The sequence below is a fragment of the Acetobacter conturbans genome, from assembly GCF_011516755.1.
Classification (GTDB): Bacteria; Pseudomonadota; Alphaproteobacteria; order Acetobacterales; family Acetobacteraceae; genus Acetobacter; species Acetobacter conturbans.
In genome coordinates this window covers 69,601-96,190 of record NZ_WOSY01000004.1, presented here as the reverse complement: position 1 = coordinate 96,190, position 26,590 = coordinate 69,601, and the positions used below count along the sequence as shown (strand labels likewise).

At 58.3% G+C, this 26,590-nt stretch carries 21 protein-coding genes; 13 read left to right on the top strand and 8 right to left on the bottom strand.

Going from position 1 to position 26,590, the window contains the following annotated elements; genetic code table 11:
• Both GOB81_RS05400 and GOB81_RS05395 read right to left on the bottom strand, forming a co-directional pair.
• A complete protein-coding gene (locus GOB81_RS05400; RefSeq protein WP_173569360.1) occupies positions 1–888 on the bottom strand; it encodes a response regulator transcription factor in 888 nt (295 codons plus the stop codon).
• Positions 885–4,253 carry an ATP-binding protein gene (locus GOB81_RS05395; protein ID WP_173569359.1) on the bottom strand — a complete coding sequence of 1,123 codons (3,369 nt, stop codon included), beginning with the start codon at positions 4,251–4,253 and terminating at the stop codon, positions 885–887. The genes GOB81_RS05400 and GOB81_RS05395 overlap by 4 nt, the downstream gene beginning before the upstream one ends.
• 139 nt (positions 4,254–4,392) lie before the next feature.
• Between GOB81_RS05395 and urtA the strand changes: the two genes are divergently transcribed.
• Genes urtA through urtE form a run of 5 tightly spaced genes read left to right on the top strand, consistent with a single transcriptional unit; the run spans position 4,393 to position 9,941 of the window.
• A complete protein-coding gene (gene urtA, locus GOB81_RS05390; protein WP_173569358.1) occupies positions 4,393–5,721 on the top strand; it encodes an urea ABC transporter substrate-binding protein in 1,329 nt (442 codons plus the stop codon).
• 52 nt (positions 5,722–5,773) lie between these two features.
• Entirely contained in the window at positions 5,774–7,372 is a 1,599-nt protein-coding gene (gene urtB, locus GOB81_RS05385; protein WP_173569357.1) for an urea ABC transporter permease subunit UrtB, read from the top strand.
• Positions 7,369–8,496 (top strand): urea ABC transporter permease subunit UrtC, encoded by a 1,128-nt coding sequence (gene urtC, locus GOB81_RS05380; RefSeq protein WP_173569356.1) that lies wholly within the window; start codon positions 7,369–7,371, stop codon positions 8,494–8,496. The genes urtB and urtC overlap by 4 nt, the downstream gene beginning before the upstream one ends.
• On the top strand, positions 8,493–9,233 hold the full coding sequence (gene urtD / locus GOB81_RS05375) for an urea ABC transporter ATP-binding protein UrtD (RefSeq protein ID WP_173569355.1): 741 nt from the start codon (positions 8,493–8,495) through the stop codon (positions 9,231–9,233). The genes urtC and urtD overlap by 4 nt, the downstream gene beginning before the upstream one ends.
• Before the next feature lie 12 nt (positions 9,234–9,245).
• Entirely contained in the window at positions 9,246–9,941 is a 696-nt protein-coding gene (urtE, locus tag GOB81_RS05370) for an urea ABC transporter ATP-binding subunit UrtE (protein ID WP_173569354.1), read from the top strand.
• Between the two features lie 243 nt (positions 9,942–10,184).
• Here the strand turns inward: urtE and GOB81_RS05365 are convergent, their stop codons facing one another.
• Together GOB81_RS05365 and GOB81_RS05360 are read right to left on the bottom strand one after the other, a co-directional pair.
• Positions 10,185–11,000: a family 1 encapsulin nanocompartment shell protein gene (locus tag GOB81_RS05365; protein ID WP_173569353.1), complete on the bottom strand. Its 816-nt coding sequence runs from the start codon at positions 10,998–11,000 to the stop codon at positions 10,185–10,187.
• Positions 10,997–12,055, bottom strand: a complete 1,059-nt coding sequence (locus tag GOB81_RS05360) for a Dyp-type peroxidase (protein ID WP_173569352.1) — start codon at positions 12,053–12,055, stop codon at positions 10,997–10,999. The genes GOB81_RS05365 and GOB81_RS05360 overlap by 4 nt, the downstream gene beginning before the upstream one ends.
• Positions 12,056–12,374: 319 nt before the next feature.
• On the opposite strand from GOB81_RS05360, the gene GOB81_RS05355 reads away from it, so the two are divergent.
• From GOB81_RS05355 to GOB81_RS05345, 3 genes are read left to right on the top strand one after another with little or no spacing between them, the layout of a single operon-like run.
• A complete protein-coding gene (locus GOB81_RS05355) occupies positions 12,375–13,808 on the top strand; it encodes a cytochrome ubiquinol oxidase subunit I (RefSeq protein ID WP_173569351.1) in 1,434 nt (477 codons plus the stop codon).
• A gap of 3 nt (positions 13,809–13,811) precedes the next feature.
• A complete protein-coding gene (gene cydB / locus GOB81_RS05350; protein WP_173569350.1) occupies positions 13,812–14,831 on the top strand; it encodes a cytochrome d ubiquinol oxidase subunit II in 1,020 nt (339 codons plus the stop codon).
• On the top strand, positions 14,818–14,967 hold the full coding sequence (locus GOB81_RS05345; RefSeq protein WP_173569349.1) for a DUF2474 family protein: 150 nt from the start codon (positions 14,818–14,820) through the stop codon (positions 14,965–14,967). Before cydB ends, GOB81_RS05345 begins: the two co-directional genes overlap by 14 nt.
• A 428-nt stretch (positions 14,968–15,395) precedes the next feature.
• On the opposite strand, the gene GOB81_RS05340 is transcribed toward GOB81_RS05345, so the two are convergent.
• The gene (locus tag GOB81_RS05340; protein WP_242010072.1) at positions 15,396–15,884 is read right to left on the bottom strand and encodes a PACE efflux transporter; all 489 of its coding nucleotides are present in this window, start codon (positions 15,882–15,884) and stop codon (positions 15,396–15,398) included.
• Positions 15,885–15,950: 66 nt separating this feature from the next.
• Here GOB81_RS05340 and GOB81_RS05335 point away from each other — a divergent pair, with 66 nt between their 5' ends.
• Positions 15,951–16,850, top strand: a complete 900-nt coding sequence (locus tag GOB81_RS05335) for a LysR substrate-binding domain-containing protein (RefSeq protein WP_173569348.1) — start codon at positions 15,951–15,953, stop codon at positions 16,848–16,850.
• Between the two features lie 595 nt (positions 16,851–17,445).
• Here GOB81_RS05335 and GOB81_RS05330 read toward each other — a convergent pair.
• Positions 17,446–19,686 carry a primosomal protein N' gene (locus GOB81_RS05330; protein WP_173569347.1) on the bottom strand — a complete coding sequence of 747 codons (2,241 nt, stop codon included), beginning with the start codon at positions 19,684–19,686 and terminating at the stop codon, positions 17,446–17,448.
• Positions 19,687–19,746: 60 nt separating this feature from the next.
• Between GOB81_RS05330 and GOB81_RS05325 the strand changes: the two genes are divergently transcribed.
• From GOB81_RS05325 to GOB81_RS05310, 4 genes are all read left to right on the top strand, one after another.
• On the top strand, positions 19,747–20,715 hold the full coding sequence (locus GOB81_RS05325; protein ID WP_173569346.1) for a tyrosine recombinase XerC: 969 nt from the start codon (positions 19,747–19,749) through the stop codon (positions 20,713–20,715).
• Positions 20,716–20,717: 2 nt separating this feature from the next.
• Entirely contained in the window at positions 20,718–21,680 is a 963-nt protein-coding gene (gene pip / locus GOB81_RS05320) for a prolyl aminopeptidase (protein ID WP_173569518.1), read from the top strand.
• A gap of 13 nt (positions 21,681–21,693) precedes the next feature.
• Complete coding sequence (locus tag GOB81_RS05315; RefSeq protein WP_338421312.1) at positions 21,694–22,689, top strand: retropepsin-like aspartic protease; 996 nt, start codon at positions 21,694–21,696, stop codon at positions 22,687–22,689.
• A gap of 81 nt (positions 22,690–22,770) precedes the next feature.
• The gene (locus GOB81_RS05310; protein WP_173569345.1) at positions 22,771–23,847 is read left to right on the top strand and encodes an alkene reductase; all 1,077 of its coding nucleotides are present in this window, start codon (positions 22,771–22,773) and stop codon (positions 23,845–23,847) included.
• 47 nt (positions 23,848–23,894) lie between these two features.
• On the opposite strand, the gene GOB81_RS05305 is transcribed toward GOB81_RS05310, so the two are convergent.
• Both GOB81_RS05305 and GOB81_RS05300 read right to left on the bottom strand, forming a co-directional pair.
• Positions 23,895–25,172 (bottom strand): hypothetical protein, encoded by a 1,278-nt coding sequence (locus GOB81_RS05305; protein WP_173569344.1) that lies wholly within the window; start codon positions 25,170–25,172, stop codon positions 23,895–23,897.
• Positions 25,173–25,496: 324 nt separating this feature from the next.
• The gene (locus tag GOB81_RS05300; RefSeq protein ID WP_173569343.1) at positions 25,497–26,516 is read right to left on the bottom strand and encodes a zinc-binding alcohol dehydrogenase family protein; all 1,020 of its coding nucleotides are present in this window, start codon (positions 26,514–26,516) and stop codon (positions 25,497–25,499) included.
• Between the last annotated feature and the right edge of the window lie 74 nt (positions 26,517–26,590).

The following is a 26,590-nucleotide window of genomic DNA, read 5'->3' as shown; positions in this document are numbered from 1 at the left end:
TCAATCATCATCTCCGAGCACACGGGAAGCTGCCGCAGCGGCGGCGGCGCGACCACTGAAACCACCCTTGTTATACAACTGCTCCGTGTGCTTATCGATGGTACGGGGACTCACACCCAGAATTTCCGCAATATCACGGCTGCTCTTTCCACGACTGATCCACAGGAGCACTTCTGCCTCTCGCGCACTGAGACCGAATTTTTCCTGAAGAACCTGCTCCCGACGCGCCGGTTGCAAAGAGGCAGACAAAAGCCACTCCCCCGGCGTATCCCTCCCCACGAAAGTCACTCTCAGGATTTCGTGCTTCAGCGGCACAGATATCAGAACCGAACCCGGTTCAGGTTTCGGGATGAGAAAGGCAAGCAGGTCGATATCAGCGGGAAGATGTGCCAGCAATTGTGCGGCGTGCGGTGTTGCCCACAGTAATTCTCCGCCCTCGTTCAGACCAAAGAAGCACTTGCCGGCAGTATCCAGCGCCGCATAAGCCATCCGCATACGGCGACCGACCACCAGATGAACCTCGATACGGGCCAGAACCTCGTCGAAATGGAACGGCTTGGTCACATAATCGGTCGCACCTGCCTCGAAAGCGCGCAGGATATGTTCGATTTCGGTAAGACCCGTCATGAAGATGACCGGCACGGCGTTTAACGGCCCATCCGCTTTCATCCGCTGGCAGATATCCCATCCGCTCAGTCCCGGCATAATGGCATCAACCAGCACCAGATCCGGCACTTTCCGACCCATCACCTCAAGCGCGGCTTCTCCGGATTGGGCCAGGAGAACGGAGTAACCCGCAGCATTCAGCGCATCATCCATCATTCCCAGTGCCGCCGGATCGTCATCTATGACGAGAAGAGTGGAACGGACAGCCGGTGTGGAATTCATGGCGACAGATCCTCCAGCAGACGTTTGGCAGCTTCGATCTGATAGGTTTTCGCCGCCACCCTTACAGGTTCGAGCGCAGCCGACAAATCCGGGCGCGTTTCAACCAGCAGGTCAAGCCTTTCGCGGAACAGGCGAAGATTTCCCGTGCTGAGTATCTGTCTGAGTTCTGACAACGCCTCGGACGGCACGACCACTGCATACGGTTCTTGCGTGGTTACTTCTCCACGCGGAGAATGCACGAGACCTTCACCGGAGCCCACAGGCACCAGCCCTTCAGGTGGAACCTGAGGCGGTGCCGTCTCGAACGTCCAGCGCAGATCGAGAAGTCGCCCGATTTCATCAAGAAGGATCTGGAAATCAATCGGTTTCGGCAAGACGATGCAGTCATCAAGGGATGGAACGCGACGGGAAGCCTGCTCCGTGATGTTTCCCGTGACGAACAGGATCGGCACATGACCGATATGGGTCTCCCGCAGACGCAGGGCCAGTTCCCGACCATCCATCCCCGGCATGGAGAGATCAAGGATGATAAGATCCGGCACGCATGTTTCGAGAACGCTGAAACATTCCTGTCCACCTGAAGCATCACGCACTTCAAAGCCACGACTGCCGAGAAACTCATGCATCATGCGCCGATGCGCGGCGTTATCGTCTACGACGAGAACGAGACGACGAGGTGCCTCATACCCCTTGGGGAGACCATGAAGGGAGGTAGGCACATTTTCCTCCCGATCCGACAACAGCAGCCGGACACGGAAGCGGGCGCCTTTGCCGGAAGAGCTGGTCAGCGTCATTTCGCCACCGAGGATCTGGGTGAGCAACCGTGTGATCGTCAGACCCAGCCCGGTGCCTGGCACGGCATCGCCCGCGGCTCTTTCAAACGGCTCGAAAATGCGTTCCTGATCAGCCGCAGCGATGCCCGGCCCCGTGTCTTCGATGATAAATTCCGCAATCTGCCCACGCCAGTTGGCATGGAATGTCACGTTCCCCGTCTGGGTGAATTTTACGGCATTCGACAGAAGATTGAGCAGGATCTGCCGCAGGCGATGTTCATCTCCGATCACGACGGGAGGCAGATAACCCGTGCGATAGTGAAAACGCAGACCTTTTGCGTGGGCCTGCGGACGGATCATCTGAACGACCGTCTCCAGAAACTGCCCGAGCGCGATCCGGTCCCGATAAAGCTCGATACGTCCGGCTTCAATTTTTGAAATATCCAGCAGACCGGTCAGCAGACCCGTCATGTGGTCGCCGCTTTCACGAATGGTCCGCAATGCTTCCAGACGTTCAGCCGGGATACGCAGATCGTTTTGCAGGATCTGGGTGTATCCCATGATCGTGTTCAGGGGTGCCCTTATTTCATGACTGATCCCGCTCAGATAACGTGTTTTCGCAAGACTGGCAGCTTCCGCCTTTTCCCGTGCGCGTTTGAGAGCCGCATCCGTACGCTGATGGGCCCGTATTTCGTTGGTCAGCAGAAGCGTCTGGCGTCGTGTTTCCTCGCTGGCGACCCGGCGACCTTCCTGCCCCAGCACGACCAGCCATGAGGCCAGCACGACGAGAAGAAACAGCACGAGAAAAGTGTGCTCATGGGCAAGCGAGGTCTGCCCGACGAGGATGATCGCCACGGTGCCGACCACTACGCACAGGACAAACCGGCCTGTCGCCGACTGCAACAGACGGGCGAGATAACCCGGCAGGAGAACCATCGGAGCCTTGAGCTGCTCGCTCAGACGCATGGCCTGCGGTTTGCAGCGATCATGACACCGGGCATCGAGAGAGCAGCACAGCGAACAGATCGTCCCGCCATAGGCCGGGCAGCGGGCCATATCGGGGGCCTCGAACACATGCTCGCAGATCACGCAGGTCATGGAGGGGCGTTGATTCCAGCCCGATGGCGCACGTCTGGCGAGATAAGTGCGTCCTCCCGTAGCGGCTGCCAGAATGGGGGTGACCACAAATGCGGTCCCCAGCGCGACGAAGGGAGAAAATGCCGCGGCGTAGGCTCCAAGCAAACCATCGGTCGCCATGATGCCCGCCACGGCTCCCGCAGCAGCAGCCCCGACCCCGACGGGATTGATATCCGGCAGGAGAGCCCGTTTGAATTCCACGAAGGGCGGGCTGAGCCCGATCGGCTTGCAGATCACGATATCGGCTACGATCGGGCCGATCCATGCGGCGGCGAGATCGGCATAAAGGATGATCCCCGTCTCGATCGTGCTGACCAGTCCTGCAACCATCAGCAGCAGAGCCAGCGCCACCGTGAACAGGACATAGAACACACGCCCCGGATGCGAATGGGTCAGACGGGAAAAGAAGTTCGACCAGGCCAATGAGCCGGCATAGGCATTGGTGATGTTGATCTTGAACTGGGCGATGACCACCAGAGCGGCCGTCGCCAGAGCAGCCAGTGAAGGTGAGAGAAACGTGCCGTAAGCGAGCCGATACATCTGCTGGGGCTGGACGGCACGCTGCACTGAAAATCCTGAATGCAGGACTGCCCATGCCAGGAAAGAACCCGCAAACAGCTTGACCGCATCAAAGACGATCCATCCCGGCCCCCCCGCAATCAGCGCGGTCCACCAGCCCAGACGGTTTTCACGCGTCAGCGGTGGCATGAAACGCAGGAAATCGACCTGCTCCGCGCTCTGGCAGATCAGAACGAACATGACGGATGCGGCGCTGCCGATGGCAAAGAGATTCAGGTGACCGTCCGGTGACAGCCCCGGAAATTTCATCCACTCGCCGATCCACTCGGGTCTGGCATGAATGATCGCCACCAGCGGAACAAGATTCAGGGCGAACCAGATGGGCAGGGAAAAGATCTGGAAACGGGCGATGAACCGGAAACCGCCGGTCACCAATGGGATCACCAGCAGGGCCGCCAGACAACATGCCAGAACGTGTGAGACGCCGGGGATCTGCTCCAGTAATGCGGCGAGGATGGCCGCCTCGATGCCGAAAAAGATGAATGTGAAACTGGCGTAGATGAGCGAAGTCAGCGTCGAGCCGATATAGCCGAATCCCGTACCGCGGGTGAGCAGGTCGATATCAAGGCCGCTCCGGGCCGCCGTTGCGCAGATGGGCAGGCTGATGAGAAAAATGACCACGCTGACAAAAGCGATGGCGAGCGCCGTATTGCCGAAACCGAACGCCATCGTCAGCGTGCCGCCGATGGCTTCAAGCGCGAGAAAGGAGATCGAACCAAGCGCGGTCAGGGCCGCCCGCAGAGGGGTGGCGGCCCGGGCTGAGCGGGCCGTGAACCGCAGCGCATAATCTTCCAGCGACTGGTCAGCCGCCCAACGATTGTAATCACGCCGCATGCGCACGATGCGCAGCGACCGTATGGCAGAATGCCTCGGCACGCCGGCGGATGCCTCCGTCTCAGGATATTTGCGTATCAATGACAGATGCACTTTCGTAATAAACTACGCAAGTTTGCGTATGGGAATTTTTGCCCCAACCATGATGCTCGTGAAGAGTATTCAGTTAAGGACAGGGGTCATGACGATGTCGCCGCGTTTCTCTCGCCGTGATTTTGCGAAATTCAGTCTTGCCGCATCCACCGCGATGCTGACAGGACTGAAAGGTGCCAGCGCCGCCACGCCGAAAGGCGAGCCGATCCGCATCGGGGTGCTTCACTCCCTGTCCGGCACCATGGCCATCAGCGAGACGACGCTGAAAGACGCCATCCTGATGATGGTCGAACTCCAGAACCGCAAGGGTGGCGTTCTGGGCCGTCCACTCGAGGCCGTAGTGGTCGATCCGGCCTCCAACTGGCCGCTGTTCGCCGAAAAGGCGCGCCAGCTTCTGGCCGTGGACAAAGTGGCGTCCGTGTTCGGCTGCTGGACCAGCGTATCCCGTAAATCGGTGCTGCCGGTCTTCGAGGAACTGAACGGCATCCTGTTCTATCCCGTCCAGTATGAAGGTCAGGAATGCAGCCGGAACGTCTTCTACACCGGTGCCGCTCCGAATCAGCAGGCCATTCCTGCCGTCGATTACCTGCTCAGCGCCGATGGTGGCGGGGCAAAACGCTTCGCGCTTGTCGGCACCGATTATGTCTATCCGCGCACGACGAACCAGATTCTTCAGAACTACCTGAAGGGCAAAGGCATTGCGGATGCCGACATCATGGTGAACTACACGCCGTTCGGTCAGTCCGACTGGCAGACCATCGTGTCGCAGCTCAAGTCATTCGGCTCGGGCGGCAAGAAAACGGCTGTTGTCTCCACCATCAACGGCGATGCCAACGTGCCGTTCTACAAGGAGCTTGCCGCGCAGGGCATCTCCGCCACCGATATTCCCGTCATGGCCTTCAGCGTCGGAGAGGAAGAACTGGCGGGTATGGATACCAAGCCGCTCGTCGGGCAGTTGGCGGCATGGAACTACTTCGAGAGCATCGATACGCCAGCCAACAAGGCGTTCATCAAGGAGTGGCACGACTACACGAAGAACCCGAAGCGCACCACGAACGACCCGATGGAAGCCTCCTATATCGGCTTCAACCTGTGGGTGCAGGCGGTCGAGAAAGTCGGCTCCACTGACCATGACAAGGTCATCGACGCGATGGTCGGCCTGAAGCAGGCGAACCTGACGGGTGGCACGGCGCAGGTCCTGCCGAACCATCACATCACGAAGCCTGTCTATATCGGTGAAATTCAGGATGACGGCCAGTTCAATGTCGTCTGGCAGACACCGAAGGAAGTGCCCGGCATGGCCTGGTCGCCCTATGTCGCAGAGACGAAGAACCTGATCGGTGACTGGACCAAACCGATCAGCTGCGGAAACTACGACACGGTGAAAAAAGCCTGTCTCGGGGCAAAGCATGGCTAAAGTAGCGATTTCGGGACCGGCGCTCCCGTCAGGCCGTAAGGAGCATTGCTGCATGAAGACTTTCCTTGCCGCAGCCCTCCTGTGTCTTTCCTTTGCTCTGCCGGTCACAGCCCGCGCAGACGAGGACGCTTTTTCGGGACTGACGACGACGCAGTTCAACGTCATCGCCACATCTGTCAGCCAGATCGCGCAGGAGGGTGGCCCACGAGCCCTCCCCGTGCTGCGTGCGCTGTCCGACCACAAACTCTTTGCCGCGAAAGAAGGCGACGGCCTGTTCATACAAACGGACAGTGGCTGGCAGGATGCACGCACAGGTGCGGCTGCCACGCCAGATCCGGAAATGGTGCGCCCCGTCCGTCTCAACAATCACGTCCGTCAGGCTGTGGCCGCTGCCGAGGCGCAGTTGCAACTGATCGCTGGCACTCCTGCCGAACGTCAGGCTGCGGCGACCCTGCTCTATCAGCGTCACGATCCGGCCATGCTGCCCGCCATCGACGCCGCGCTGGGCAAGACCGACGATGCCTCTCTCAAAACGATGCTTCAGGACGCCCGCGCGGCGACCCTGCTGACCCCCGGCGCACCACCCTCCGACGAGCAGACGCAGCGGCAGGCCGTGGCCACACTCTATGCGGCAGGCGGTCTGGATGCACGCGGCGTACTCACGCAGGCCACGACCTCCGAGGCTCTCGCTCCGGCAACCCGCAAGGATGCACAGGACGCCGTTGCCTCCATCGACCGCAGCCTGCGGCTATGGGGCTTCGGGCAGGATGCCTTTTATGGCCTGAGCCTCGGCTCCGTACTGCTGCTGGCCGCGATGGGCCTTGCCATTACCTTTGGCGTGATGGGCGTGATCAACATGGCCCACGGCGAACTGATGATGATCGGCGCCTACACGACATGGCTGACCCAGCGCGCCGTGATGTCCGTGGCGCCGTCGCTCGGGTCGTTCAGCCTGATCCTTGCCGTTCCCGCCGCCTTTCTCGTGTGTGGAGCACTGGGTATTCTGATCGAGCGCGGGCTGATCCGCTTTCTCTATGGGCGACCGCTTGAAACGCTGCTGGCCACATGGGGACTTTCCCTCATTCTCCAGCAGGTGATCCGCTCCCTGTTCGGCCCGACCAACGTGGCTGTCATAACGCCTTCATGGCTGTCCGGCTCGTTCCATCTGGGTGGGCTAGAGATCACGCTGAATCGTCTGGCCATCATGATCTTCGCCATCGCCGTCATGGGCGGACTGATGCTGGTGCTACGCCGGACCTCGCTCGGGCTTGAGATGCGGGCCGTGACGCAAAACCGTCGCATGGCGGCGCTGATGGGCATCCATACGGCCCGCGTGGACGCCCTCACCTTCGGCCTCGGTTCCGGCATCGCTGGTCTGGCAGGCGTTGCCGTCAGCCAGATCGACAATGTCAGCCCCAACCTTGGGCAGAATTACATCATCGACAGCTTCCTTGTCGTCGTGTTCGGCGGTGTCGGCAATCTGTGGGGAACACTGGCCGCCGCCATGACGCTCGGCGTTGGCGGTAAGGCGCTGGAGCCTATTGTCGGCGCGGTCTCGGGGAAAATCCTGATCCTCGTGCTCGTCATCCTCTATATCCAGCGCCATCCACGCGGCATGTTCCCGCTACGCGGCCGGGGGGTTGAATCGTGAACGCATCCTCTCTCTCCTTTCGGGGCGCGTCCGTAACGGCTGTCATTGTCGTCGCCCTGACCGCCGTTCTGGCAATCGGCAGCCTGCTGCCCGCATCCAGCCCGATTCAGATTTCGCCGTTTGTCATCACGCTGGCCGGGAAATATCTTGCTTACGCCATGCTGGCGCTGGCGGTGGACCTTGTGTGGGGGTTTGCCGGTATCCTCACCCTCGGGCACGCAGCCTTCTTCGCGCTCGGCGGCTATGCGATGGGCATGTATCTTGTCCGCGAGATCGGCGCGCGCGGTGTATACGGAAATGCCGACCTGCCGGACTTCATGGTCTTCCTCTCATGGAAAAGCCTGCCCTGGTACTGGTGGGGTTCGGACCACCTGCCTGTCGCGCTGATCCTGATGCTGGTCGTGCCAGCCGCACTGGCCGCACTGTTCGGGTGGCTGGCGTTCCGCTCCCGCGTCTCCGGCGTCTATCTCTCGATCATCACCCAGGCGCTGACCTATGCGCTGATGCTGGCTTTTTTCCAGAACGGCTTTGGATTTGGCGGCAATAATGGCCTGACCGACTTCAAGGACATCCTCGGCTTCGACCTGCACAGCCCCTACACCCGTGCCGGCATGCTGTTTCTGAGCGCCCTGATCCTTGCCGGAGCTTTGCTGGCGTCGCGTTACCTCGTCGGAGGCCGTTTCGGGCGACTGCTGATCGCTGTGCGGGATGCAGAAAGCCGCACACGCTTTCTGGGCTACCGGCCCGAGCAGGTGAAGCTGCTGGTCTGGGTGTTCTCCGCCATGATCGCGGCGATCGGCGGGGCGCTCTATGTCATTCAGGTCGGGATCATCAATCCGGGTGAATTCGCTCCCGCAAACTCCATCGAAGCCGTCATCTGGGTCGCTGTGGGCGGGCGTGGCACCCTCTCGGGCGCCGTCCTTGGCGCGGTACTGGTCAATCTCGGCAAGACCCTGTTCACGGCGTGGCTGCCGGAAATGTGGCTCTATGGGCTAGGTGCCCTGTTCATGGCGACCACCCTGTTCCTGCCGCAGGGCCTGATGGGGCTGCGGCAGCGTTTCACGCCCGTGCGCCCCTCGGAAGTAACGCCTGAAGTGACCGATCCCGAAGGAGGCACGGCATGAGCACGGACACACTGCTCGACCTGAGCCATGTCTCGGTCACGTTCGACGGGTTCAGGGCCATCAATGACCTGTCGCTTTCTCTGATGCCCGGCGAGATGCGCGCGATTGTCGGGCCGAACGGCGCGGGCAAGACGACGATGATGGATATCATCACCGGCAAGACACGTCCCGATACCGGTGTGGTCCGCTTCCACGACCATGACCTGACAAAACTGGATGAACCGGCCATCGCCCGTCTCGGCATCGGGCGGAAATTCCAGAAACCGACGGTGTTTGAAGCACTGACAGTGCGCGACAACCTGCTCCTGTCGCTCAAGGGACTTCGCTCACCGTTCGCTCTTCTTTTCGCCCGGAAAACGAACGAGGAGGCTGACCGGATTGAAAACCTGCTGCGGACCATCCGGCTTGGCTCTTCCGCCGATGACCTCGCTGGCGGCCTCAGTCATGGCCAGAAACAGTGGCTGGAAATCGGGATGCTGCTTGGACAGGAGCCGGATCTGCTGCTTGTCGATGAACCGGTGGCGGGCATGACCGATGCGGAGACGATGGAAACGGCCGATCTGCTGCGTGAAATCAACCAGACCCGGAGCGTTGTCGTCGTGGAGCATGACATGGAGTTTGTCCGTGCCCTGAACGTGAAGGTCACGGTACTGCACGAAGGGTCTGTCCTGGCGGAAGGCACGCTGGATCAGGTCAGCAACGATCCGCGTGTGATCGAAGTGTATCTCGGGCGCTGAGGAGACGGACTGATGCTCAACGTTCAGGACATCCAGCTTTATTATGGTGCCGCCCTCGCTCTGCGCGGCGTTTCCCTCTCGGCGCAGGCAGGTGCTGTGACATGCCTGCTTGGGCGCAACGGTGTGGGCAAGACGAGCGTGCTGCGAGCCGTGACCGGTATGCATGCCGTGTCATCGGGGAAGATCGAGTGGGAAGGTGAAGATATCACCCGCCTCCCCGCCTATGAGCGGGCGCGGCGCGGCATTGCGACCGTCCCGCAGGGGCGTGACATTTTCCCGCTTCTGACGGTGCGCGAGAACCTCGAAACCGGGTTCGGTCTCCTGCCACGCGGACAGAAGAAAGTCCCTGACGAAATTTACGACCTCTTTCCCATTCTGGCGCAAATGCGGGACCGGCGCGGCGGCGATCTCTCCGGCGGTCAGCAGCAGCAGCTTGCCATTGGACGCGCTCTAGTGATCCGCCCTCGCCTGCTGGTTCTGGATGAACCGACGGAAGGCATCCAGCCGAGCATCATCAAGGATATCGGTTCGGTGATCGGGATGCTGCGTGACCGGGGCGACATGGCGATCCTGCTGGTCGAGCAGTATTTCGATTTCGCCTATGAACTGGCGCAGAATGTGGTCGTGCTGGATCGCGGCAAGGTCGTGGCCAGCGGAGCCGTTGAAACGCTGGAAGTTGAAGCCGTCCGGGGACTGGTGGCGATCTGAAGGTTCTGTCAGGCAGAGGCTGACACTCTCGGGTGTGGGACGCCGGTCACTGGAAATCCGCTGCCGGGTAAGGGATTTTCGATTCAGGATCATGCGCCAGCGCTAGGAGTGACCCGAACTCACTTCCAGCCCGAAGATAGAAAATGGCATGTCGCCTCTATCGCGCTGCCATTCCTCAAACCGGCAAAACCAGTCGTCAGTTCCCCTCACCCCTCCTTGAGTGAGAGGATAATGACGTAACGCTCAGGATGCCTGCGTCACGCCCTGATCGATGGCGACACTGGCCTCACTCGTCAGCACGCGGAACACAAAGCTCTCCTGCAGATAAAGCTCGACCGTTTCAGCCGTGTGCCCCAGATAGCCGATCGAAAAATCCTGCCCGATATCGAGAACAAGATCACCGCCCCGCATCGAGATGACAAAAGCGCCTTCAATAGCGGGTGCCCAGATGATTTTGCCGTCGATCATGCTTTCGATGTGCTTGCTGACGGGATAACCGTCATCGCCACCGCTGGTGACAGCCGTGAAAGCCTGCGCTCCCAGCACGACCGAATAGGGACCGTTCACCCCGGCCAGACGCAACTCATTCAGTGCATCTGCAATGACGGACGGATAATCCTTGGCCGATGCAGGCAGTTTCAGATGGGTATTCGATGTGGCGTTGCGGATGCCCGGAATATCCGCCGGAGCATACCCGTCGAAAATGGCGCGATCTTCGGCAAAGGCGATTTTCTTTGCCGCATCCTTGACCGGTTGCCAGTCGGAATCGAGCGAGCCGCGCTCCACCGCGTCAATTTCATCACGAGACAGGATGAACGGAACCCGGAGTTCGACCAGCGGGAGAACTTCCCGGCGCACGGCGCGAATACCCTCAATGGGTGCATCGATCTGCGCACCACGTCCGGTTCCCACTCCGGCGAAGGCGGTTCCTTTCGGCTCGGACGTATCGACGACACGACGACCCGCGAGGTGACGACGGATCGTGCGCGCCGCTTCTTCCTCGATCTGCGTCCATGCCTCGGTCGAAACCGGCGCGAGATGACGGTGAAGATTGTTCATGCCAGATTTCCTTGTTTCAAAGAACCAATCCCGAGCGAACCACTCTCCTTCGGGGAGAGTTGCGGGGCGGCTGCAGTTTCTGACGAGCCGGGCTCGCTGCCTGTTTCCCCGGCTGCCGATGCTTTGATGTCCATATCCGGTGCGCCATCCAGAAAATCGGCGGAGGGCACATAAAAGAGCACGCCGGTCACGGCAGTGCTGACATCCAGTATCCTGTCGTAATTACCGGGAGGTTTTCCAACGAACATGTTCTCCAGCATCCGTTCGGTCCGGGACGGAGACCGCGCATAACCGATGAAATAGGTCCCGAACTCGCCCTTGCCGATCTCGCCAAAAGGCATGTTGTCGCGCAGGATCTGCAACTGCTCGCCATTTTCATCAATGTTCGTGAGCACGTTATGGGCGTAGCTGGGCTTGGCCGCCTCCGCGAGTTCTATGTCCGATACCTTTTTGCGTCCAATGATGTGCTCCTGCACTTCAGTTGGAATGGCATCCCATTTTTTCAGGTCATGCAGATATTTCTGGACGATGACGTAACTTCCACCGGCAAAGGCTGCATCCTCATCTCCCACGATGGTCGAATCAATCGCCGCCTGACCGGCGGGATTCTCCGTGCCGTCCACGAAGCCCAGCAGATCGCGCTCATCAAAATATTTGAAGCCGTGAACCTCATCCACAACCGTCGCCATATCCTGCAATCTGGAGACGATGGCGGCTGCAAGCTCGAAGCAGAGATCCATCCGTGCGGCGCGAATGTGAAAGAGAAGATCGCCCGCCGTCGAAGGCGCATGATGTACGCCGTTGATTTCCTGAAACGGATGGAGGTCTTTCGGACGAGGAGCGCCAAACAGCCGGTCCCATGCCTCCGAACCTATGCCTGTCACGCAACTCAGTCTTCCATCGGGGATTCGAAACCCAACCCCGCGCACGAGAGAAGATAAATCTCCCATCAGATTCCTGATCTGAACGCCATCACCCGCGCTGTCATTCAGAGTCACGACGAGAAAAATCGCCGACCGGGTCAGTTTCGTATCAACGGGTTGAGGCGTGACCAAAGGACAGGAACTCCCTTCACATGACATTCATATAACGACAGCTATTCAGCATAAAACGCCAGATGCAGACGACAAATGTGGTCACTAGCAAAATAACCGGAGCACAAAAAGAGACGCTCATCATTATAAGCAGGATGAATAATATCATGAGCAAAAAGTCTTGGACGGACAATAACGCACTGTCTTAGGCGAACAATTGAAAATTCGTGACCTCCCTGCAAGGGAACCCGTCATCGTCGCGAACGCTTCTCTGCTAAGTAGGGACGATCAGCCTGTTTTTTGGTGGGAATACCCATGTCACGCTTTCCGGACAGTCATCATGCAGAATGCCCATGACCTCGCGCTTCTTCTCGCGCGCTTCCAATTCGCCTTTACCGTGGGCGTTCATATCATCTTCCCTGCCTTTTCCATCGGGCTTGCCGCCTATCTGGCTGTTCTCGAAGGACTGTGGCTGAAAACAGGGCGCGACGTCTTTCTCGATCTCTACCGTTACTGGATCAAGGCTTTTTCCATCGTCTTCGGCATGGGGGTCGTCTCCGGACTGGTCATGTCCTATGAGTTCGGCACCAACTGGTCGCTCTTTTCGAAAAAAGCCGGCCCGATTACCGGTGTTCTGCTCTCATACGAAGTCATGACTGCCTTCTTCCTGGAAGCCGGTTTTCTTGGCGTGATGCTGTTCGGCATGAATAAGGTTGGGCGCGGGCTGCATTTTGCCGCCACCTGCTGCGTCTCGGTCGGCACATTGATTTCGATGACATGGATCCTCGCCTCCAATTCATGGATGCAGACCCCGCGAGGCTACACCATCGACCCGGCCACCGGCCGTTTCCTGCCTGATGACTGGCTCGCCATCATATTCAATCCCTCTTTCCCTTTCCGTCTGCTGCATATGGGGCTGGCTGCGTTTCTCTCCGTCGCGTTCGCTGTGGGGGCAACGGGAGCCTGGCATCTGCTGAAGGCACGCCGGAAGGGAGTGACCGCCAGCGAACCAGTGCGGATGATGTTCTCAATGGCCATGTGGATGGCCGCCGTCGTGGCGCCCCTGCAGGTTTTGGCTGGTGACGCGCATGGTCTGAACACGCTGGAATACCAGCCTGCAAAAATCGCCGCGATGGAGGGCGACTGGGATACGGAAGGTCGGGCTCCGGAACTGCTGTTCGGCATTCCAAACATGCAGACCGAACATACTGATTATGCCATAAAGGTGCCTCTGCTCGGTTCCCTGATCCTGACTCACAGTCTGGAAGGCAAGGTTCCGGGCATGAAGGATTTCCCGCGGGATCAGCGGCCACCGTCGCCCATCATCTTCTTTTCGTTCCGCATCATGGTCGGACTTGCTGTTCTCATGGTGCTGGTGGGCGTGTGGTCACTGTGGCTTCGACGCCGTAAAACATTGTTTACCAGCACGCTGTTTCACCGTGTGACGCTGTGCATGGCTCCCGCAGGATTTATTGCACTGCTGTGCGGCTGGGTGACCACGGAGGTCGGACGTCAGCCGTGGACCGTCTACGGGCTGCTGCGCACAACGGACAGCGTCTCACCCATCGTCCTCTCCAGCATGGAGATCTCGATGACAGCGTTCGTGATCGTCTACGTCATCGTGTTCGGCTCCGGGATGGGCATCCTTCTGCGCCTGCTGGGGAGAGCACCGGAAGAAGGCGAGCACGACACCAACGCCTCGCACCCCGCTGATATTCTGGCGACGGGAATGCACCCGAAAACCATAGAAGCGTCTTCTGAAAAGGGAGCCTGAAGCATGATGGACTTTGCACACTGGCTCCCCATTATCTGGGCCGTCATTCTGATCGCCGCCATTACGATCTATGTCATTCTCGACGGGTTCGATCTCGGTATCGGCATGCTCTTCGCAATGGAGCATGACCGTGGTCGTCGGGACGTGATGATGCACACGATCGCCCCTGTATGGGACGGAAACGAGACGTGGATGGTTCTGGGAGGGGCCGTACTTTACGGAGTGTTCCCCGGGGCCTATGGCACGCTTCTTCCGGCCTTTTATCTGCCGATCGTCCTCATGCTTCTGGCCCTGATCTTTCGAGGTGTGGCGTTCGAATTTCGCGTCATGACCAAAGACACGCCGCGTCAGAAGCTGTGGAATGTCGGCTTCATGGCAGGATCGGGAGTCGCTGCGTTCTGTCAGGGCACGATCCTCGGGGGCGTCATTCAGGGCGTGAAAGTCACGGATGGCGACTTTTCCGGTGGCCCGCTCGACTGGCTGACGCCGTTCAGTATCCTGTGCGGCCTGTCCGTGATGTGCGGCTATGCCCTGCTTGGCGCAACATGGCTGGTGTGGCGCACGACGGGTCCGCTGGAAGAGTCATGCCGCCGGTGGGCCGCCAAACTTGCAGTTGGTCTGTTTGCCTGCATCGTAGCGGTCAGTTTCTGGACGCCGCTGCTGCATGCCCCCTATCTGCGCCGCTGGACGGACTGGCCGAACATCGCCTTCGTCGCACCCGTCCCGATCCTTGTTATCGTTCTGGGAATGCTGCTTGTCAGAGGGCTGCGTCAGGGACACTCCCGCGTGCCGTTTCTCTGCGCTCTTGGCTGGTTTTTCCTCTGCCTTTCCGGCCTTGGCATCACGATCTGGCCCTACGCCGTGCCACCGACACTAACGCTGTGGGATGTGTCCTCCCCACCCTCCAGCCAATTCTTCCAGCTTGTGGGCACGGTCATCCTTCTGCCCATCATCCTGACCTACACGATTTATTCCTATCGCGTGTTCCGCGGAAAGGTGACGGAAACAGATGGCTACCATTGATCTCGTGAAAGGCAACGGAGAGGGCGCGCCTCGCGCTCTCGCCGTGCGTATCGGCTGGTTCGTTGCCATCTGGGCGCTCAGCACAGCCGCCTTTTTCGCTGCGGCATCGCTGCTTCATCTGCTCGTGCCCAGATAACGGATGTCTTGTGAGGGGCCTGCTGCATCACCCGGACGACGGCGCCTCACTTCACATGATTTTCGCTTTTGAACGTGCAACCGTTCATGCGGCAGCCTGTTCTTTTGGAGGCTGTTTCAAAAGCTCTCTGCTGGCGTGCCGTTGCTCATGGCCCGCATGGCTATTTCGCTTCGGTGGTCAAAAACCCACATTGGTCGCGGGCATTATCAGGTGCGCCCCTCAGCAGAGAGCTTTTGAAACAGTCTCTTATTCCTTGCACGGGAGTGGCGATTTCAACTCTTTCCTCGGCGTCTGTGCACGCTCGGAATATCGTCCGGATGGTCGACGCAACAGGACTCAGCCCACTCCGGGGTGCAAGCACGAAGCTTCGCTTTGCCTGAGATAAAGAAAGCTGTTTTTCAGTCACAACGTTTCAGAAAAACACGTTTCTACTCAGCAGAGACAGCCATTTCCCTGTTTCCCGCCATGCGAGAAGCGTGCAGGGGGAACGCAGCATCATATCCCATATTAAAGAAAAAGGCATAAAACAGATAGAACACGGCAATCGCTGTATTGAGCGAAAGTGCCTCCATGATGGAAACACCAAGATAAGCCGCGATGGCAGGCAGCAGAACGACCTGAAGTCCCGCCTCGAAAAGCAGCGTGTGAACAACCCGCAGCGTCAGCGTTTTGCGGGTCGAGCCTTTCAGACGAATCATCGTCCGATCAAAAAGCCCGTTGAACAGATAATTCCAGATCGTTGCTGTAACTGCGCTGAACACGCCAATGACGCCCATGTCCGAGGCTTTAATGCCGAACAGCAAACTTCCAGTCGGAATCACAAGGGCAAGGGCCATACATTCGAACAGGAGAGCATGTCGGATACGGTCCGGGCCAGAGCGCATGGCGGGAGGGGAAATAGTGGTTTCAGTTGACATACCGGGCTGAGTATCATCATTTTCGGGAAATAAAAGTTAGAAACCATCTGTTTTGGTGATGGATCAGTGAGCATTTCGTTCGAACAGTTGCAGGCGTTCACAGAAGTCGCCAGCAGTGGCTCTTTCTCCGCTGCGGCACGCAAACTGGGACGCGCCCAGTCCGCCATCAGCACCCATGTCAGCAATCTGGAAACAGATCTCGGCATTGCCCTGTTCAGTCGCGAAGGGCGCCTGCCTGTGCTGACAGAAGCGGGGCAACGCTTGCTGGAAGAAGCGCGGGTGGTGCTTGATCGCCGGGACCATCTGGTCGGCGTGGCGCGTTCTTTTGAAGAAGGCGTGGAAAACAGGCTGGTCGTCGCTATTGATGAACTTTACCCGGAAATGGCTCTTGGCCCCGTCTTTCAGGATTTTGCCTCACAGTTTCCGCATGTGGAACTCGAGCTGCTGCTCCCCCTGATGGAAGATGTGGGAGACATGGTGCGGCTCGGAAGCGCCGATCTCGGAGTGATGTGGCAGCAGGAGAAACCACCTGCCGATCTTGATTTCCGCACCATCGGGCGCGTTCCACTCAGGCTGGTCTGTGGCCGAAATCATCCACTGGCGAACGCCCCGGTGGAGTGGGAGGATCTGAAGCAACACCGACAGATTCTCGTTGCCTCCCGTGGACGAAAACCCGATCGGCAGCAGTTGCGGATCGCGGCAGAAGTCTGGTGGGTGGAAAGCAACTGGGTCATTCTGGAAATGGTGAAACACGGGGTGGGCTGGGCCTTCGTGTCCGAGCATGTGCTGGCAACCTCCCCCACTGCGCCGTTTATCGTCACACCTGAACTGCTGTTCGACGCCGGCCACCCACAGGTACCACTCTCTGTTGTGTGGGACAGGGAGAAACCGCATGGCCCCGCAGCGCGATGGTTGCGCCAGCGGCTGTGCGAGGAGAAAAGCCCTTATATTTTGAGTGGGGAGTGAGGGTGCGTAAGGTCTGGCAGGAAGCCCCTCACTAGCTCACCGTAGAATCCTTAACGAACAACTTAAGGTTGAATAACCCTCCATTAAAAAAAAATACAACCAGAAGGCGTTAACCTTCTTCACATTACATCAAAATATCGGTATTGAGGGTTCAGACATAAAGAAAGGGGCCGGAGGTTGCAGTCCGACCCCTTTCGACCCACAACGTCGAGCCGTAGTGGGAATGCGCCTTTATGCTTGGTGCACATAGCTTTTATGTGTGAACAAAGGGCGTATGGTCAAGCGGCTCTCTTTTACAAGGGAGGCCAATATGGCACTCTACAAATATCCATCGCTTATTACTTCCACGAATGATTCTGTTTTTGACAGCATTCATACCCCTGGAAGCCCCGCATCTCATGCAGGGATCTATCGCTGTGAAGGCTGCGGCAGGGAAATGGCTATCGCTCAAGGCCATAGCCTCCCTCCGCAAAATCACCATGAACATACCCAAAATCAGGGTCTCATTCGCTGGCGCCTGATTGTCTTGGCAGATCATCGCCCACACTGATCCTGCTATTATCAGGAGGCTCCGTTTCCCCGACGGAGCCTCTCCTCACATGAACGAAATCGGGTCCACGTCCACATCCACCCGCACAGCACTTGTCAGTGTCACCTGCCCCAGCCAGCGTCGCAGGATCGGCTGCACGGCGATGTTCCGATGCGTCCGCAACAACAGACGTCGCCGATGCCGCCCGCGCAGCACGGCAATCGGCGCGGGCACCGGCCCCAGAACCTCGACCCCGTTTCCATGGGGAGCGGAAATCCCAAGCTGACGTGCTGCATTATCCGCAGCATCGGCATTTTCGGAACTGATAATCAGGGCCGCCAGACGACCAAAAGGCGGCCAGAAACCCGGCCTGCGCTGGTCCGCCTCTTCCGCCATGAAGGCCGCGAAATCGCCGGATACCAGCGCCTGCATCACGGGATGCTCCGGTGTGAAACTCTGAAGCAGCACTTCACCCGCAGCTTCAGCACGACCAGCGCGCCCCGCCACCTGATGCAGAAGCTGCATCGTTCGCTCCCCTGCCCGCAAATCCGCACCACCAAGCCCGAGATCCGCATCCACCACGCCAACAAGCGTCAGATGCGGAAAATGCCAGCCCTTGGCAACGATCTGCGTGCCAATGATGAGGTCAACTTCCCGGCGTGATATCTTTCCGACTGCTTCTGCCATCGCCGCAGGCGCACCAAGCGTATCACTGGCCATCACCATGATCCGCGCATCCGGAAACTCGCTGCGGGCTTCATCGGTGATCCGTTCAATACCCGGACCGATGGCTGTCAGACTATCCTCGGCCCCGCAGGTCGGGCAGGCATGGGGAACAGGTTCGGTATGTTCGCAATAATGACAGGCCAGAACACGTTTTTTTCTGTGCTCAACCAACCATGAGGTGCAGTTCGGACACTCCATCCGGTGTCCACAGGTGCGACAGAGCGTGAGAGGCGCATAACCACGGCGATTCAGGAACAGCATCGCCTGTTCGCCACGTTCCAGACGCGACTTTACCGCCTCCACCAGAACGGGCGAGAGAAACAGGCCACGCGGCGGCGGATTTTCACGCATGTCGATCAGCCGGGTTTCCGGCATGGTCGCGCCGCCATGCCGTGCCGTCAGCACCAGATGCCTGTAACGACCGGTTTCGACATTGTTCAGTGTCTCAAGGCTTGGCGTCGCCGAGGCCAGCACGATGGGAACCTTCGCCAGCCGCGCCCGCACGACCGCCATGTCCCGTGCGTTATAGGTGACGCCTTCCTCCTGCTTGAAAACAGCCTCGTGTTCTTCATCGACGATCACAAGCCCGAGGTTGCTGAAAGGCATGAACAGCGCCGAGCGTGCCCCCACGATCACTTTCGCCGACCCATCCTCGCAAGCCGCCCATGTCAGCCGCCGAGCCTTCTGACCGATCTCGGAATGCCAGACCGCTGGCCGCACACCGAAGCGTCGGGCAAAACGGTCCATCCACTGGGCCGACAAGGCGATTTCCGGCAACAGCACCAGCGCCTGCCGCCCGTGCGCCAGACATTCCGCCACGGCTTCGAGATAAATTTCGGTCTTGCCGGACCCGGTCACACCTTCCAGCAAGGTTGCCGAGAAAGCGCGCTCATCCACCCGTGCCCGCAACTCGCTCGCCGCGAGAGCCTGATCGCCTTCCAGAACCGGAAGGTTATGCAGCGCATCCGGTTCCGCGAACGGCGAGGCCGCTGCCATCAGCACGCTCCGCAGCACGCCAGCATCCGCCAGCCCGCGAACGACCGAGATACCGACACCAGCCGTCTGCGTCAGATCCCCCATCGTCACCGGCTCGGCTCCGGCAGGCAACGCCTCCAGCACCGCGCGACGCGCCGGAGTCATCCGCAAGCTGTCCGGTGGCTCCCCGTCACGCACCCACCCCACACCCGGTGCGGCCTGCTCCCCGCGCAGATGCGAGCGGAGGGCCATCGCCAGCACCATGCCGGGCGGTGACACCGTATAGGCCGCCACCCAGTCGATGAACTGGCGCAGTTCGGCGGACAGCGGCGGAAGGTCCAGCCGTTCCTTCAGGGGACGCAGACGGGAAGCAGCAATGTCCGGCGGCGGCGGTGGCGCCAGATCGGCAGGCAGCTTCGTCTGTTCCCAGATCACACCCGTCTCACGTCGGCCGCCAAGCGGCACGACCACCACATCGCCGGGCGCAAGCGAGTCGACCAGCGCTTCGGGAACGGCATAATCCAGCGGATGAGGAAACGGCAGCGGTAACAGGACAGACACACGCTTTCGCGAAGGCGGAGGTTCCAGTAGGCTGCTCTGCACCATGATGGCTTTCTCTAACCCCTTCCCGGCGTTCTGTCTCGCCCCCTTGCAGAGGAATATGCGTTGAAGGCCGAAGACGCCATGCGACAGTTCCTCGGGTGGATGACCTCGGAACGCGGCGCGTCGCTCCATACCATCGATGCCTATCGGGGCGATCTCTCCCGCTTTCTGACCTTTCTGACCAGCCATCACGGCGGTGAACCGACCCTCGACACACTGGCCACCGCCAGCCTCTCCGATCTCCGCGCGTGGCTCGCGCATGAACAGACGCAGGCCCTCACGCCGCGCCTCGGCAAGCGCCCGACGACACGCGACAAATCGGCGCGCACCCGCTCCCGCCGGGTCTCGGCCCTGCGATCCTTCTTCCGTTTCCTTGGCCGTTATCTCGGTGTGGAGAATCCCGCGCCCAGCCTGCTTGCCACGCCCCGCACAAAGCAGCCCCTGCCCCGCCCGCTTCCCGTGCCGAAAGCTCTTGAGGCGGGCGAGGGAATCGGCATGCTGGAAGTGAACAGCATGGCTCAGGAGCGCGACAAGGCGCTGTTTCTTCTTCTCTATGGCGGGGGCCTGCGTATTTCCGAAGCGCTGGGCCTGAATATCGGTGACTTCGACGAGGCGCTGTCCACCGGCGTGTTCCGCATCCGCGGCAAGGGCAACAAGGAACGGCTCGTGCCACTCCTGCCGCGTGTCTCTGAAGCCTTGCAACGCTGGCGGAGCTTTCACCCTACCCCGGCCCGGAATGAACCGCTTTTTCCTGGTGTGCGGGGCGGTCGACTCAATGCTGCTGTCGCGCAAAAGGCCATGCGGGAATGGCGCAGGAGCGAGGGCCTGCCAGAACACGCCACACCCCATGCCCTGCGCCATTCGTTCGCCACCCATATGATGGAAGGCGGCGCGGACCTGCGCGTGATTCAGGAGCTGCTCGGACATGCCAGCCTGTCCACGACGCAGCGCTACACCCTTGCCGACGAAGCCCGACTTCTCGAAGTCTGGCAGAAAGCCCACCCCCGCGCCTCCAAAACGGCAGGAGATTGATGATGACCCACGCCCCACGCACTCTTTATCCCTCTATCGAACCCTACGCTCACGGTCATCTCGATACTGGTGAAGGGCATCTCATCTATTGGGAGCGCTGCGGCACACCGGGCGGCCTGCCGGTCGTGTTCCTGCATGGCGGTCCCGGCGCCGGGTGTTCACCCATGCAGCGCCGCATGTTCGATCCAGCCCGTTATGACATCCTGCTGTTCGACCAGCGCGGCTGCGGACGCTCGACACCCCATGCCTCGCTGGAGAACAACACGACGTGGCATCTCGTTGCCGACATTGAACGGCTGCGGGAAATGGTCGGCATCGAGAAATGGGTCGTTTTCGGTGGATCGTGGGGGTCCACTCTTGCCCTCGCCTATGCCGAGACCCATCCCGACCGTGTGATGGCGCTGGCTCTGCGCGGTATCTTTGCACTGCGGCGGGAAGAACTGCTCTGGTATTATCAGGGCGGCGGCGCGTGGCTCTATCCGGACCTGTGGGAAGGCTTTCTTGCACCCATTCCGGAAAACGAACGTGACGATCTCATGGCCGCCTACCACCGCCGCCTGACCGGCGACGATCCGGTCGAGCGTGAAAAAGCCGCTCTTGCATGGTCCGTCTGGGAAGGCTCGACGCTCACATTGCTGCCAGAACCGAACATGGTGAAGCAGCATGAAGATCCAACATACGCCCTCGCCTTCTCGCGCATCGAGAATCACTATTTCGTCAATGCGGGCTGGCTGGCGGAGGGTCAGCTGATCCGCGATGTGGATCGCATCCGGCATATTCCCGCCGTCATTGTTCAGGGACGCTATGACATCGCCACTCCTGTGAAGACGGCATGGGATCTGCATCGTGCATGGCCCGAGGCTGCCTTCCGGCTGATCGACGATGCGGGCCATGCCCTGTCGGAACCCGGCATCCTGTCGGCCCTCCTCGAGACCACAGACCGTTTCGCCGATCATCTCGGCTGAAAGAACTGACGTCGTGTCGCGCCTGTCCCTGTTTGCAATAATGCCAGCGCTCGGGCTGGGCGCGTTGACTCTTTGTGTGGCGGGTGACGCGAAGGCCGCATCCTGTCCGCTCACGCAGATCATGGACGCTCCTTTGCGGAACGATCTCGGCTTTCTCTCCGCTCCCGTCACAGTGGCTGACCGTACGGTCAGTTTCATTGTCGATACGGGATCGGAGGGCAGCCTTATCTCACCCTGGCTCGCCCGTTTTCTGAACCTGCCGCAAGATCCGCATGCCTTCACCCATGTCAGCGGCACCGGCGGATCAGGAGGGGTTGTCCCGAATGTGATCGTCCCGAGCCTTCGGGTAGGAAATGCGGGATTCGGTCCGGTGTCCATGCCGCTCGGTTTCCTACCCAGCCGTCCGAACATCAATCCCCCCGTGGAAGGGCTCCTCGGCGGAGATGTGCTGGCGCATGACGTGCTGGAAATCGACGCCCCACATGGACGGCTCGCCATGTGGGCATCCCCCAGCAAGACGCCGGATAGCTGCACACTGACCCCTCCGGATGAACCGGCCCGGGAGTGGGATGAACTGCAAGGTGAGGAAACCGGTCATCGCATCGTGCTGAAAGTCCGGCTGGACGGCCATGAACTGACCGCGCTTCTGGACAGCGGTGCGCGCTCACGCATTCTTTCGCGCCGGGCCGCGAAAGCCATAGGCGTGACGGATAGCCAGCTCGACGTCGATCCGGGCGGCACCACGGCGGGAGTGGATGGAAGGGAGACCGTCTATCGCTGGCACCATTTTCACACCCTCACCATCGGCAGGGAAACGGAAACCAATCCCGTTCTCACTGTTGCGCCCATCTCAGAGCAGGGTGTGGATATGCTGCTTGGGTCTGACTGGTTCGCGACGCATCACGTCTGGTTGTTTTACCGGCAGGGCCGGATTTTTGCGGCCAAGATAAGCCCTAAGACTGCTGAAAAGCCAATGGTCGCCAAGAAAGCTGTGCCTGAAAAACGATAAAGTATCGGTCATCCGGATTGTAATTGCATCTCCCCGACGCCACCTCCTAATTGTGGAAGTCATCGCTGAACAGGATTTGTTATGCCCAGTCTGTTTGATCCCATCCAAGTTGGCGCCATTCAGGCAAAAAACCGTATTTTCATGGCCCCCCTTACCCGTGGACGCAGCACACGAGAGCACGTTCCGACACCCCTGATGGCCGAGTATTATGGTCAGCGGGCGAGTGCTGGCGTGATCATTTCGGAAGCAACCGGCATCAGCAGGGAGGGTCTGGGCTGGCCATACGCGCCCGGCTTGTGGTCACAGGAACAGGTCGAAGCTTGGAAACCGGTCACCGCTGCCGTCCATGAAAAAGGCGGCAAGATCATCGCCCAGATCTGGCATATGGGACGCATGGTGCACTCAAGCGTGACCGGCACTCAGCCTGTGTCATGCTCCCCGACATTCGCACCTGAAGCCCTGCATACCTATGATGGCAAGCAGCCACCCGAGCAGGCACGAGAACTGACGAAAACCGACATCGCCCGCATTCTCAACGACTACGAGAACGCGGCACGTAACGCTCTGGCTGCTGGCTTCGACGGCGTGCAAATTCACGCTGCAAATGGTTATCTGGTCGATGAGTTTCTGCGGGATGGCACCAATCACCGGACGGACGAATATGGTGGCTCTCCTGAAAACCGCATTCGTTTCCTACGGGAAGTGACGGAACGGGTCGTTGAGACTATTGGCGCTGACAGAACTTCGGTCCGCCTCTCTCCGAACGGTGACACACAGGGCTGCATCGACAGTCATCCGGAACAGGTTTTTGTTCCTGCGGCGAAGATGCTGAACGATTTTGACATCGCCTTCCTCGAACTGCGTGAACCGGGACCAAACGGCACATTCGGCAAAACGGATCAGCCCAAACTGCATGGTCCCATCCGCGAAGTGTTCAAAAAACCACTCGTTCTAAATCAGGACTATACGCGCGAAGAGGCGATTGAGACGGTGTCATCAGGCGTGGCGGATGCCATTGCCTTCGGACGCCCCTTTATCTCGAACCCGGATCTGGTACGTCGTCTGAAGGAAAATCAGGCGGTGGCGAAGGATGACATGAAAACCTGGTATAGTCAGGGTGCCGAGGGCTATACGGATTATCCGTTTCTCAATGACTGACAATAAAGGCGCGACGACGGTCGCGCCAATTTATCTCTTTCGATAAATCATGCAGACAATGTGTCGAATAACTCTTTCATGATTGGAAATTTCTTCTTTCCTTCGCCTACCCCCATAGAGATATGCATTAGAAACCGCGCTCTATTTGACATAAAGTGATCTACATAAGCACTATTCAGAGATTTATCTTTCAATAATTCTATATCGACCATTTCTGTCTGAGTAGCGACATAATTCAACACAGGCTGGTCTCCGAACCAGTCGATTTCATGTCGCCGTGTGAGTTTCCCTACGCGACATACCGTCTCGAACATTCTGTGTGTAGCTGGTAAATCACTGAAGAGCATTATACCGGAAGTTGCTCGCCAAAAAGATAGATCTCCTATCTCTCCTTCCCTTCCTATCATCCATGCGCCCCACCAATTAGCAATCACATCCCACTGCGTGACTTTGATTAAATCGGCTTCTCCCGCCGCTTCACGATAGAGATGGAAACCATCCTGAAAAGCTGCTTTTTTGATAATCCCATTAATATCACTTGAAATGATAATATCTGTATCCAAATAAAGAACTGGCGAATATCCATCAATTCTATGTTCGAAAATCTTATATCTTTCAAATAAATGATCTGCGTCAGATGCCTGCACAATGTGAGTATTGCGATGAACATCCTCAGGAAAGAAGCTCAGTGTTTCGTTTGAATCACGGTCAGCGACAATAAAAACATCACCTTCATATAATCCAAAGCGCCTGAGAGAGGTGAGCGCCAAAGCGCAGCATTGATAGTATTCATCATCACCAAATACACAAAAATAAACAAGCGGATTATAGCGCACGATGTTGCGGCGTCTTTGAAACGAATCAAAAATAAAAGCCTGCGTCGATTGTTCTCCGGAAACAATAACGGGGCCTGGCCGCCCACTTAGACGGTATGAAAAGGCGCCACAATCCATATAAGTCAGAGCATCTTGTTTTCTAAACGACTGAAAAGAAATTTTTTCCTCAGTAATGCAATCAAACCATCCCTGTTTATCCGCGGAAAGAAACCACTGAAATGTCTCATACGAAATTAAAGCTAAATTTTCCCACGCCCCTAAATTCTCGCTACTGAAAGACGCCGTCCCATCCGGGAAGCAGATAAGATATTTCCCTCCGAAAGAGAATGAAACTCCATCATGGATACTGCCACCAATACTTAAAATGGATGGTTGCTCTGTTGATGAAAATCGAATTTTTTCAGAGCCCGCATCTGAGACCAAGGATTCATATCGACCATCTTCTAATTCCCGAACCAGCCAGACTCCACCTTTTACATTTACTCCCAATATCGGCCTGACATTCTTTGCTGGCAGAACATGCCTTAAAGAGCCATCAGAATCAGCGAACAGGATTGTTCCATGATGGGTTATTAAACAAAAACAATCATTATGGTCTATTTTTAGAGTCTGTTTATTGTCCTCGGCACGATCATTTTTAACAAAAATGTCTTTGCATGCGGCGTTATCTTCTTCAGATACTTTCTTTTTTTGAAAAAATCAGCAATTCCGAACAACGCAACGCCTTCCAATTAATAAAGAATTCCCAAAGAAAACACTTAATTTGCAGAATATTTTATAAAAACTATGAAATAGTAAAAACATTTGCAGAAATTAAGAACCAAACCCTTCCAGCACAATCTTCCCCTTCACTGTCCCGCTTTCCAGCAGGGCATGAGCTTTTCGCAGATTGGCTGCATTGATCGGTCCCAGCACCTCATTCAGGGTCGTCCGCAAAACCCCGGCATCCACGAGACTGGAGACTTCTTCCAGAATCTCCGCCTGACGGATCATATCAGCCGTCTGGAAGGTGGAGCGCGTGAACATCAGTTCCCAATGAGCGGAAACGCTCTTCGCCTTGAACGGCATGATATCCAGAGACGGCGGATCATCAATCAGACCGAAACGTCCCTGTGGCGCGATAAGCTGCACGACATCGGGGAAATGCCTGTCGGTCTGGGTGATGGAGAACACATAGCCCGGAGCGCCAATCCCCAAAGCCTCGATCTGCGGCGCCAGCTTCTGCCTGTGATCGATCATGTAATGCGCCCCAAGCGACCTGGCCCATTCGAACGTCTCTGGACGGGATGCCGTGCCGATGACGGTGATGTTGCCGGGCCGACGGGCAAGTTGCACCGCCATGGACCCCACGCCACCGCCCGCTCCGATAATAAGAATAGCCTGAGCCGCGCCGGGCACCAGACGGGTGATATCCAGCCGATCGAAAAGCATTTCCCAGGCAGTGACGGTCGTAAGAGGCATCGCCGCCGCTTCGGCCCAGTTCAGGGAGCGTGGCTTGTGACCGGCAATGCGCTCATCGACCAGATGGAACTCGCTGTTACAGCCCTGCCGTGTCACCGCTCCGGCGTAATAGACCTCATCACCCGGCTGGAACCGCTTCACATCCGGGCCGACCGCTTTGACAACGCCAGCCGCATCCCACCCCAGTATCTTCCACTGTCCGGGTGCGGGTTCAGCACGCATCCGCACCTTGGTGTCCACCGGATTGACCGAAACAGCCTTCACCTCGACCAGCAGGTCATGCCCTTTTGCTTCGGGAACAGGCAGCTCGATATCGACGAGCGCATTTTCATCCGTGACAGGCAGCGATTTCTGATATCCGACGGCACGCATGGAACGGCTCCTTTTCCGGCCGGGGTGAACCCGGCTTCTTCTTCATCCAACAACAGCCTGAAACGGGCTTGGTT